The organism is Candidatus Binatia bacterium (genome assembly GCA_036504975.1).
GTDB lineage: Bacteria > Desulfobacterota > Binatia > UBA9968 > UBA9968 > JAJPJQ01.
Genome location: DASXUF010000121.1, coordinates 1 through 10969 on the forward strand (window position 1 = coordinate 1; position 10969 = coordinate 10969).

The following is a 10969-nucleotide window of genomic DNA, read 5'->3' on the forward strand; positions in this document are numbered from 1 at the left end:
CGCGAATTGTTTCCCAAGTCCGCCAACGACATTGCGGTTGCTTTTGTCGACGGCAAGCTGTCCGATGATGACGTGCCCGTATTGACCGATGACTACGCGCCGACCGATAGCCTGCTTCATCCTTAGTCTTTTTCTCTTCTCCGCTTGCGCCGCGCTCCGCGACGAGCCGCCGGAGCGGGCCGTGCGCGTCAAAATCGTCGCCGACGCAAAGCTTAGAGAAAAAGATCCCCGCTGGCGCGAGACGGCCGCGGGCCTATTGCGCGCCGCTTCCGATTTTTACGAGCGCGAGTTCGGCATCCGATTGGTCGCGCAAGCCATCGAGCCATGGCAACTGGAGCAGGGCAGCCCTTTCGTCGTCACGCTGATGAAGCGCCTGGTCGAAAAATATCCGCAAAAAGATCACAATCGCGACTACGACGTGCTCGTCGGCCTTACCGGCGAGCGCGTGACTTTTTATCTAGGCGGCCGCTCCATGGTGAACCGATTCGGCGACTGTCGTGAGGGCCTGGCGAACTACATCGTGAGCTCCGTGAACGACCCCTACCGCTACACCGGTCGCAGCAGCGAGCCTCCGCTCGACGTCGTCGCGTTGATCCACGAGTTCGGCCACGTCTTCGGCGCCGAGCACGTCAAGGACATTAGCTCGATCATGAACGAAGACTTCGATTACCGTTCCGACTTCGACGCGAAAAGCCGGTCGATTATCTTAAAGAATAAATTCTGTGCGTTTGGTAGATAGTCATAAGAAATAAACCACAGAGAACGCAAAGGCACAGAGAGCCATATCGCCGTCTACCAGCCTTTGAGATCTATGCGTTCTTTGTGGTTGGTATCTCCTATGTTGAAGACCATTCGGATTGTTCTCGTGGCGCCGAGAGGCTCCGGCAATATCGGCTCGGTCGCGCGGGCGATGAAAAACATGGGGCTCAGCGACCTCGCCATCGTCGGCCGCGGACGGACCGAGAGTTTTTGGGCAAGGGCGATGGCCGTTCACGCCAAAGACATGCTCAAAACCGCGCGACGCTTCGCCACCTTGCGCGAAGCCGTGGCCGACTGCGGCCTAGTCGTCGGCACGACCTGCCGCGGCGGCCTCTACCGGGAGCACAGCCGCTCGCCGCGAAAGACGGCGCCGGAGATCCTCGCCGCGGCGCGCTCGGGAAAATGCGCTCTCGTTTTCGGCCCGGAAGATCACGGCCTCGACAACGACGATCTCAAATGCTGCCAGTTGCTGGTCACGATTCCGACCGATGCGGCTTACCCGTCGCTCAACCTGGCGCAGGCGGTGACGATTTGCCTGTATGAACTCTTTCTCGCCGCCATGGAAAATGTTCCGGCGGAAGAGATCGAGCGCGCTCCGGCTGAAGACGTGGAGCGGCTCTTCGACAGGATGAAAGCCTCGATGCTTGAGATCGGCTACCTCGATTCACAAAATCCCGAGCACATCCTCTTCGCCTTTCGCCGCATCCTCGGCCGCGCGGGCCTGGAGGAGAAAGACGTGCGCATCCTGACCGGCCTCTTCCGCCAGATCCAATGGTACGCCGCCGAAGGCTGGAAAGTGGTGGCGGAAAAAAAACGCAAGGGGTTGAAGATCAGGTAAGAACAGCATGAAGAACTCTGTTCTCAGACCGGCCAAAAGGGTCCCACGTGCAAGGCGCACGAGAAATCGACGACCTGTCTGCGTGCGCTCACGCACAGGCAGAGCGGAGGCGGAGTGACGTAGTTCGTTGGGATAAAGACTCCTGATGTATTCTCGCGCATCTGTTAGCAAGATTGTCTAGATTGCAAAGCCAGACCCCAGGTCCAGACCCCAGGTCGCGTTCTCGACATTGAAGTCCAGCTGATTAGAAAGCTTCCGGAAATCGACCGAGTAAGAAGGGCGATGGTAAAATACTTCAAAGGCAGAAAATAAGACGCTCAGGGCAAGATTTGTTTTGACGGCAAGTTGGTCTCAAATTGCCCCGGAAGAGAGAGGTATGGGCAAGCGCCGTAGTAAGACCGAAATCACCGTCGCGAAGCCTGAGTCTGGTGAAGGGTCCCAGTGCGAATAGTTTTCAGATCGAGAGTAAGATAACTTTGGCACTAATATACTTGAGTCACCAAAGCCAAGTTGGTGCAAAGCTCATAGCGGCACGTTCAATCCGCTCATCCTTTTCGATGAGATCGTCGATATTGGGTTCGGGGAGACATCAGGGAAGCGGGGCGACGATCAATATTTTTGCATTCTGATGCGCGGATATTTTGACGAGAGCGGCACGCACGATCAAAGCCGAGTAACCACCATTGCCGGGTGGGTAGCCACTACGGAAATGTGGCGGAAGTGTCTGGTTGAATGGCAAGCCGCGCTGGACAAAAAAGGTTTACTTCGGTTTCATGGTTCCGAGTTCGACTATTTCACCAGACAAAATAAATGGTCCGCTGAGGAATACTCGGCATTCATCGAGGAGTTAACTGGCATCCTGCCTAAGCGTACTGGGTTTGGCGTGTCCGGATCTGTTGTTACTTCTGCCTATGAGAAGCTACCGGAATGGGTACGGGAAAAGATTAGAAGTCGTTATCATTTCTGTTTTCACGTAGTCATGCATAAGTTAATGAAAAAGATGAAGAATATAATAAGCAACGATGCCCTTGTTCTTACTTTCGAACAGAAAGACGATGAAATGGGCCGCATTCTAGAATCCTTTAAGAAAGACTACATAGCTCATGACTACCACAACCAACTTGACGGATTCTTTTTCGGCTCGAAAGAAAAGTTTCCATTACTTCAGACGGCGGATTTTCTCGTGTACGAGATGAATAAATGGATCGATAACGCTCTATATTCAGACAAGCCGGTGAGACCGCAAATTGAGATGTTGGCTAAGGGTAGAAAGAAACTCCATTCGATTTACTATGGCTATCACGACGAAGAAACGCTCGCGGGCTTTCCGGCAATTCTTGAACAAGATCGGGAAGAGGTGGTGGCGGGCATGCCCAGTGATTTGATATGGTGGCCCGCCTCTTGGCACAGAAATTACACCCCAAAATGAACCCTAACGCGAGCGGGATTTTTTAAGTTGCTTTTCTCGCTGATATTTATCGAGCTTCTCTTGAAGTTCTTTTCGAGGAACAGCGAGCAGCCCCTTGGCGAGCTTCTCGAAGCGCTTGAAGGGGGATAAGTGATCGTCGGCTTTTTCGGATTTTGCCATAGCTTAGATTAGCACGGTAGGGGGTGGCGTAAAGGTGATACGATTCATTGAATCAATTCTCGGAGTCACCCTAACGCATTACTCACAAAGCGCGGGGGTAGTATTGCTGCCATATGTAGTTTGGCCCGTGTTCGTGTTTCTTACCGTCTTTTTTTCTGTTGCTGTGATCTGCTTATCGTGGATTGTTGTAGTATTTATTTCTTCTAGACATGGCCCGAAACGTGAACTAGAGTCTTAGGGGGCCATGGATCATAAGGACTTCCCGAAATACATTGAAATCCTTAAACAAGAGCCCTTTAGAATTTACCCACCCCCGCAAGGACCCGATCAAACGATACTGTGGCACTCCAGGAAGTTTGTGTACGTTGACTATTCACCGACCCACATCATAATCCAGGATGCGGAAACGCAAAAGTCCTACGATCTCCCGCTGGTTTTAGTAGAGTTCGCCAACCGAGGCGTCTTGCGTCTTACCCGCTCAATTTCCCCCTGGAATGGCTCTTTTGTCTAGCTATTATAATAGAATATCCCGTGCGTTGACAACTCCGATCGCGCTGAGGTATACGCCCACCGAACCCCGAAGAACATTTTTACTGCCGGCTTTAGGAGGTCCCTATGCGGAAACGCCCATTGACGGCCCTCTCACTCAGCTTTCTTTTGCTCGTTCTCCCAGCGTGCTCGGCGCACCAGGCGCGGCAGGCTATCACTCAAAGGCAGGACGAATTGCGACTCAACAGCGAAGCCTGGATGGCGGCGCGGGCGCGACTTCGCGAGATATGCCCCGTAGGACCTTCGCTCGTCAACCCGGATCGTTACCCCGGATGTGACCAGCGGCTTATAAAAGGTTCGAGTGGTCTGGCCGACGACTGGCAATGGTTATGGGCGCCGTCGTATCAGACTGTGGTTTCTGTTCATGAAGAGGAACTTCGAAAGCGTGTCACTCCCCGTATCTACGAGGAATACATGCTGGGTCAGGCGCGCTATCTCGCGCTGAAGGCAGATCAAAAAGAAATCACTCCGCAGCAATTGCGCCGCGCGTTCAACGAGGGCTGGGCCTGGATGGTCCAGAAGATGCGCGAAGAGCATGTTCTCTTACAGCAAAATCTTCAAGCCGCGGAGTACAACGATGCGGCGACGTGGAAAACCGTAGGAGAGATTGCTGTCGGTCTGGCAGCGGTCACTACGGCCGCGCTCCTCGCAACGGCAGCAGCTAGGACACAAGCAGCAGCAGAGGCAAACGCTCGAGCGGCCGAGGCCCACGCCTATAGCCCGCCCCCATCTCCGTCGCCGACATCATGCTACGCGGAACCAACTGGAGGCGGGCACTATTACGTGCGTTGTCGGTGAGTGTTAACCGCTGGGGTCTAACCGCTGGGGTCGGACACGACAATCTTGACAATCCTTTCTGATCTCGTCTTTCGTCCAATGATCATGGGTATCAATGCGTCGAGCCGATTTCTCGCCTTCCGTATTTTGCCGCTCTTTCTTTCACAAGAAATCCTATCTTTCGCTTGCTTGGCTCCGGTGGCGGCTGTAGGAGCGGCAGCAGTTTTCGATAGATATCGCGGAGCGCGGTATCGTACTGCAATAGCGTCTTGTCGATCTCCGCGAGGCGCTTGAGTATTGCATGGTTTGCTGCGATGTGCTCGCGGAGACGGACGAAGGCGCGGATCACGTAAACGCTCATCTGCACCGCGCGCCTACTGCGTAGCACGTTCGCCGCCATCAGCGCGCCGTGCTCTGTAAAGACAAACGGAAGGTATTTGACATTTTGCCCTCGCTTCAAGATCACAGCTTGTGATCTTGAAGCGGCGATCTCCTCCGCTTCTCGGCGCGTCAACCTGAACATGAAATCTTCCGGAAACTTGTCGATGTTCCGTTGGACCGCTTGATTGAGGACGCGCGTCTCGACACCATAAATCCGTGCCAGATCGGAAGCGAGCATGACTCGCTGGGCTCTGACCACGAGGATTGCAGTTTCAATGCGTAGTGTCATGCTGTCGTCACTCCATAAAGCGCCACAGATCCGAATCCAGCATCATTTTGACTCCGCGGATTAATAGTACGGTCAGTTCGATCCGCTTGCTTGGAATCAAGCTGGCCACAGAATTACTCTGGGAACTGGTCACAATCCGTGACCGGTTGCGGGCATCCGTTCTTATTGACCGGTCATAAACCAAGGCGATCTTACGCGATTCGGAGGTAATTCGGCAAGCGCCCGAATACAACGAATAAGGATCAAATGATCGGTCGGCAACGACCTGCTTTCTTGACGCGCCCAGGAGCATCTTATAAGTAACCAGTTTAACGGGGACAACATGGAGCTCACCCAGGAAGAAGTTCTCAAAATTTTGGACCTGATCGAAAAGTCGAACTTCGACTACATGCAGCTCCAGGTCGGCGAGCTGAAGCTCACGGTCAGCAAAGGGAATTACATCCCCGGCTCCGATTCCGAGGCGCAACCAAAGAGCGAGAAGGCTGTCAAGCCTCAGGCCAAAGCTAAAGAAGCCAAGCCAAAAGAAAAAACTCCGGCGCCGAAGCCGAAAGCGGCGGCGAAAGTCGACGGCGGACTTGAGATCCCCGCTCCAATGGTCGGGACGTTCTACGCGGCGCCGGAGCCGGGCGCGGCGCCGTTCGTCAAGTTGGGCTCCACGATCGACGAAGAAACGACCGTCGGACTCATCGAAGTGATGAAAGTCTTCAACGCGGTGCAATCGCGCGTGCGCGGAACGATTGCCGACGTCTGTGTGCAAAACGGCGAGTTCGTCGAGTATGGGCAGACCCTCTTCGTCGTAAAGCCGGACGGCGCCGGCAAGAAAAAATCAACCCTTCGACAAGCTCAGGGCGGGAGTTCGGCTGAGGCTCACTCGAAGCCCAAGCCAGGTCGAACCCGATGAGCGTTTCTCGTGTCTTCGTCGCCAACCGGGGCGAGATCGCGCTGCGCGTCGTGAACGCGTGCCGGGCGCTCGGCGTCGAAACCGTCGCGGCTTTCTCCGAAGCCGATAAGGATAGTTTGCCCGCGCGCGCCGCGGACCGCGCCGTTTGTATCGGGCCGGCACGCGCCGCCGACAGCTATCTCAATATCGAAAAGATCATCGCAGCTGCGCAGACAAGCAACGCCGACGCGCTCCATCCGGGCTACGGATTTCTCGCCGAGCGGCCGGAGCTCGCCGAAGCATGCGAGAAAAAAGGCATCAAATTCATCGGCCCTTCGGCGGAAAACATCCGGCAAATGGGGAACAAGCTTCAAGCCCGCGCCCTGGCGAAGAAGTTCGGAGTTCCGGTAGGCGCGGGCTCTGAGAAAGTCCGCGACGTCAAAGAGGCAACCAAACTCGCGGCGCAAATCGGCTTTCCAGTGCTGATCAAGGCCGCAGCCGGAGGCGGTGGCCGCGGGATGAAGGTCGTGAGTTCTTCAGGCGTGCTTAAGCGCGCTTTCGAGACGGCCGCGGCGGAGGCGAGAGCGGCCTTCGGCGATCCGACACTCTACTTAGAGCGCTACATCGCCAACGCGCGGCACGTCGAAGTGCAGATTCTCGGCGACCGGTTCGGCAACGTGGTCCACGTCGGCGAGCGCGACTGCTCGCTCCAGCGCCGCCACCAAAAAGTCGTCGAAGAGGCGCCGGCGGCGGCGCTCGCGCCGAAGATAAGAGAAGAAATCCAGGCCGCCGCCGTCACCATCGCGAAAAAAAGCGGCTACGAGAACGCCGGCACCGTCGAGTTCATCCTGGACCAGAACACTCAGAGATACTATTTTCTCGAAATGAACACGCGCATCCAAGTCGAGCATCCGGTGAGCGAGGCTATTTCGGGAATGGACCTCGTCCAGGAACAGATCCGGATCGCCGGCGGCGCGAAGCTAAGCCGCTCGCAGTCTGAGATAAAACTCAGCGGCCACGCGATCGAGTGCCGCATCAACGCGGAGTCGGCGGCGCACGGCTTCCGCCCCTCTCCGGGACTTATCACCGGCTGGCGGCCGCCGGAAGGAAACCATGTCCGGCTCGACAGCCACTGCTACCCCGGCTATCGCGTGCCGCCGTACTACGATTCGCTGCTGGCAAAGTTGATCGTTCGCGGAAACAACCGAATAGAAGCCGTCGGCAAAATGCAGGAAGCGCTGGAGAATTTCTTCGTCTCGGGCATCGACACGACGATCCCGTTTTTGCGCTTTGTGACCCAGCGCCTGGACTATGTAAAAGGAAACGTCAACACGCGCTGGCTGGAATCGCTGCTGGCGGCGTCGCCTTTTCAACCAATGGAGGCTGCCGCCTACTAATTTAGCGTGAAAAATAAATCGTAGGGGCAACCCCCCGTGGTTGCCCTTCTGGGCAGGCACAGGGGCCTGCCCCTACCACAAAGGCGCAGGTCGCCAAGGGAAACGGTGAATAATCTCCGGTAGAAAAAAAAGATGGAAGAAATCCGCTTTGTAGATACTACCATCAGAGATGGGCATCAGAGCTTGTGGGCGGAGAACATGACTACGGGCATGATGCTGCCGGTGGCGAAGCGGATGGACGACGCCGGCTTCGAAGCGATCGAGCTGCTCTCCAGCTCGCACATGAAAAAATGCGTGCGCGAGCTGAAGGAAGACCCCTGGGAGCGCATCCGCCAGGTCGCCAAGAGGGTCACCAAGACGCCGCTCCGCCTGATCGCGGGCCGCGTCAACACATTCGAGATCACGCCGCAATCGGTTTACAAACTTTTCATCGAGCGGATGGCGGCGAACGGTCTCCGCCAGGCGCGCATCTCGTCCGAATGGAACGAGCTCGCGAACTGGCGCTTTAAAGTCGATTGCGCGCACGAATACGGCATGCAATCGATCGTGAACCTGATCTACTCCGTGTCGCCCAAGCACACGGACGAATACTACGCGCGGAAGGCGCGCGAGGCCGCAACTTTGAAGCCGTACCGTCTCTGCCTCAAAGATCCGGGCGGGCTGCTGACGCCGGAGCGCACGCGCGCACTCGTGCCGTTGATTTACGAGAACGCGCCGGGCATACTGCTCGAGCTGCACACACACTGCACGACCGGCCTCGGCGGGCTCTGCGCGCTCGAAGCCATCAAGCTCGGCGTCAAGTCGATCAACACCGCGATCCCGCCGCTGGCCAACGCGTCATCCAACCCGTCGCTTTTCAACGTCGCGCAGAACGCGCGCGCCCTCGGCTACGCGACTGCCATCGACGAAGAAGCGCTGAAGCCGGTCTCGGAGCATTTCACGATTATCGCCAAGCGCGAAGGCTTTCGCATCGGCGCGCCGGTCGAATACGATTACGCGCAGTACCAGCACCAGGTGCCCGGCGGCATGGTAAGTAATCTGCGCCACCAGTTGAAAAAAGTGGGACTGGAGAACCGGATCGACGCTGCGCTGGAAGAAGCGGCGCGTGTTCGCGCCGAATTCGGCTACCCGATCATGGTGACTCCGCTCTCGCAGTTTGTCGGCTCCCAGGCGGCGATCAACGTGATCGCCGGCAAGCGCTACAAGCAGGTAACCGATCAGGTGATTCAATATGCGCTCGGCCTCTGGGGGGAGGAGGGCGGCGCGGACATGGACCAGGAAGTAAAGGATAAAATTCTCAACCGGCCGCGGGCCAAAGAGTTGGCCAAGTGGGTGCCGCCGGAGCCTTCGATTCACGAAGTCCGGCAAAAGATCGGCGGACCGGGAGTGTCGGACGAAGAGCTGCTGCTGCGCTGGCTCTTGCACGAGGGAGAGATCGCCGCGATGCGCGCCGCCGGCCCGATCAAGGAATACTCGACGGCGATCCACCCGCTGGTCGTGCTCATCGAAGAGCTGGCGCAGCGGGCGGACTGCGATCAGGTGCACATGGAGAAGCCGGGTTTCACCCTGACTCTGGAGAAGGCAAGGAGAATATAATATGGAAGTGACCGCGATCGACGTGCACGTTCATCTCAGCGACGAGCTGACGCTCAAAGCCAAAGGGCCGCGCACACAGCAAATGGCGCGCTACTTCGGACGCGAGCGCAAGCCGGTTTCCATGGACGAGATGGCCGATCAATACCGCCAGCGGAAGATGATGGCCGTCATCATGAACACGCGCGACGAGACCGTGACGGGCCTCGAGCCGGTGCCGAACGACCACGTCGCCGAATATGTGCGCAAGTATCCTGATATCTTCATGGCGTTCGGCGCGATCGACCCGTGGACCGGAAAGCTCGCGCTCCAGGAGATCAAGCGCTGCAAGGAAGAACTGGGGCTTCACGGCATCGGCGAGTTGAATCCGGCGCGGCAGCACTTTTTTCCCAACGACACGCGCTTCTATCCTCTGTGGGAAGAATGCCAGAAGCTCAAGATACCGATTCTCTTTCACGGCGGCATGGCCGCGGCGGGCGCCGGCACGCCGGGCGGCATGGGAACGAAGCTGAAGTACAGCCAGCCGATCCTGCTCGACGACGTGGCGGCGGATTTTCCCGAGCTGAACATCATCTCGGCGCATCCCACCTGGCCGTGGACGGCGGAAAGTCTCGCCATCGCGCGCCACAAGGCTAACTACTACATCGATCTTTCCGGCTGGGCGCCGAAATATTTTCCCGCCGAGCTGGTGCACAACGTGAACACATTGCTCCAGGACAAGGTGATGTTCGGCTCGGACTGGCCGGCGATCGGCGTCGAGCGCTGGCTCGAGGAATTCCAGCAGCTCAACATCAAGCCGGAGGTGCGGCAGAAAATCATGCTTGACAACGCGAAGAAATTTTTCGGGCTGAGTTTCTAGGATTGAAAATGCTTACAGGCTGCTCAAAGGGATCTTAAAGGACTTAAGCGTAACCACGATCAACGCCCGCCTGGGGGTCTCTCGAAGGGCCGATGCGTGGGACGAGGAAATTTCAATCGTAGTCTTCGGTTAAGCGTAACACCGCCGTATCGCATCGGCCCGGAGAGAGATTTCCAGGCGGGCTATCAGTAAGACCACGAGGAGGTCGAACGTGAACGTCAACGATCTCGATCTGAAAAAGACCGGCATTTTGTTCTTCGACATCCTGAACGGGTATTACCACGACGCCGCACCGGACAAGAAGGCAAAGATGAAGCCGTGGATCGACAACGCCGTGCGCCTGATGAAGGCGAGCCGCGCAGCGGGCCTGCCGATATTCTTCGGCAAGGGCAACCATCGGCCGGACGGCGCCTCGTCGGCGACGATCATCACCGATACCGACATGGCACTAAAGCCGTGGTCCAACGGCGAAGTGAAAAGATTCAGCCCGCACATCGTCGGCGGGACGAAGAATTCGGAGGTCATTCCGGAGCTGGAGCCGCAGCCCGACGATTACTATATCCCGAAATACCGCTGGAGCACTTTTTATCAGACTTATTTCGACCTCGCGCTCCGCGCCCGCGGGATCGACACGATCATCATCTCCGGCGGCTCGACGGACGTGGGCGTCGTTTCGACCGTCTTCGCGGGAAGAGACCTCGACTACAATATGATCGTCGTGCGCGACGCCTGCGCCAGCTCGCACGACGTGCGCGCCCACGACGCCTTGATGGATCTGATGTTTCCGCGCATGGCGCGGGTGCGAACCACGGAACAGACGATAAAGATGATCGAGAACGCGGAGAAATAGGATTGTCGAATGAGACTCAGATCGTCGATCCATAGCACGATAGCACTTGTCCGTCATTCCCGTGAAAACGGGAATCCAGAATTTTAGCGCCTGGACTCCCGCTTCCGCGGGAGTGACATATCTGGAGGAGCCATGGGAACAAACGGGAATGCTTTTGGCACAAGTCGCAACCTAAAGCAGGTCGGCCGCATGGACCTTCCCGGCGGCGG

Annotated in this window: 10 protein-coding genes; 9 read left to right on the forward strand and 1 reads right to left on the reverse strand. The window is 57.0% G+C overall.

What is annotated here, in order from left to right; genetic code table 11:
• Positions 1 to 88: 88 nt before the first annotated feature.
• The 4 genes from VGL70_16215 to VGL70_16230 all read left to right on the forward strand — a co-directional run bounded on the left by VGL70_16215 (position 89) and on the right by VGL70_16230 (position 4532).
• Positions 89 to 739, forward strand: coding sequence for a M12 family metallo-peptidase (locus VGL70_16215; protein HEY3305071.1), 651 nt, complete (start codon positions 89 to 91; stop codon positions 737 to 739).
• A gap of 99 nt (positions 740 to 838) precedes the next feature.
• Positions 839 to 1597, forward strand: coding sequence for an RNA methyltransferase (locus tag VGL70_16220; protein ID HEY3305072.1), 759 nt, complete (start codon positions 839 to 841; stop codon positions 1595 to 1597).
• A gap of 628 nt (positions 1598 to 2225) precedes the next feature.
• Positions 2226 to 3026 carry a DUF3800 domain-containing protein gene (locus VGL70_16225; GenBank protein HEY3305073.1) on the forward strand — a complete coding sequence of 267 codons (801 nt, stop codon included), beginning with the start codon at positions 2226 to 2228 and terminating at the stop codon, positions 3024 to 3026.
• Between the two features lie 774 nt (positions 3027 to 3800).
• The gene (locus VGL70_16230; protein ID HEY3305074.1) at positions 3801 to 4532 is read left to right on the forward strand and encodes a hypothetical protein; all 732 of its coding nucleotides are present in this window, start codon (positions 3801 to 3803) and stop codon (positions 4530 to 4532) included.
• Positions 4533 to 4623: 91 nt separating this feature from the next.
• Here the strand turns inward: VGL70_16230 and VGL70_16235 are convergent, their stop codons facing one another.
• Complete coding sequence (locus VGL70_16235) at positions 4624 to 5181, reverse strand: ORF6N domain-containing protein (protein ID HEY3305075.1); 558 nt, start codon at positions 5179 to 5181, stop codon at positions 4624 to 4626.
• A gap of 322 nt (positions 5182 to 5503) precedes the next feature.
• On the opposite strand from VGL70_16235, the gene accB reads away from it, so the two are divergent.
• From accB to VGL70_16260, 5 genes are all read left to right on the forward strand, one after another.
• Complete coding sequence (gene accB, locus VGL70_16240) at positions 5504 to 6082, forward strand: acetyl-CoA carboxylase biotin carboxyl carrier protein (protein ID HEY3305076.1); 579 nt, start codon at positions 5504 to 5506, stop codon at positions 6080 to 6082.
• Positions 6079 to 7458 carry an acetyl-CoA carboxylase biotin carboxylase subunit gene (locus VGL70_16245; protein HEY3305077.1) on the forward strand — a complete coding sequence of 460 codons (1380 nt, stop codon included), beginning with the start codon at positions 6079 to 6081 and terminating at the stop codon, positions 7456 to 7458. Before accB ends, VGL70_16245 begins: the two co-directional genes overlap by 4 nt.
• Before the next feature lie 132 nt (positions 7459 to 7590).
• Positions 7591 to 9054, forward strand: a complete 1464-nt coding sequence (locus VGL70_16250; protein HEY3305078.1) for a hypothetical protein — start codon at positions 7591 to 7593, stop codon at positions 9052 to 9054.
• 1 nt (position 9055) lies between these two features.
• Positions 9056 to 9910, forward strand: coding sequence for an amidohydrolase family protein (locus tag VGL70_16255; protein ID HEY3305079.1), 855 nt, complete (start codon positions 9056 to 9058; stop codon positions 9908 to 9910).
• Positions 9911 to 10121: 211 nt separating this feature from the next.
• On the forward strand, positions 10122 to 10760 hold the full coding sequence (locus VGL70_16260) for a cysteine hydrolase (GenBank protein ID HEY3305080.1): 639 nt from the start codon (positions 10122 to 10124) through the stop codon (positions 10758 to 10760).
• Positions 10761 to 10969: the final 209 nt, after the last annotated feature.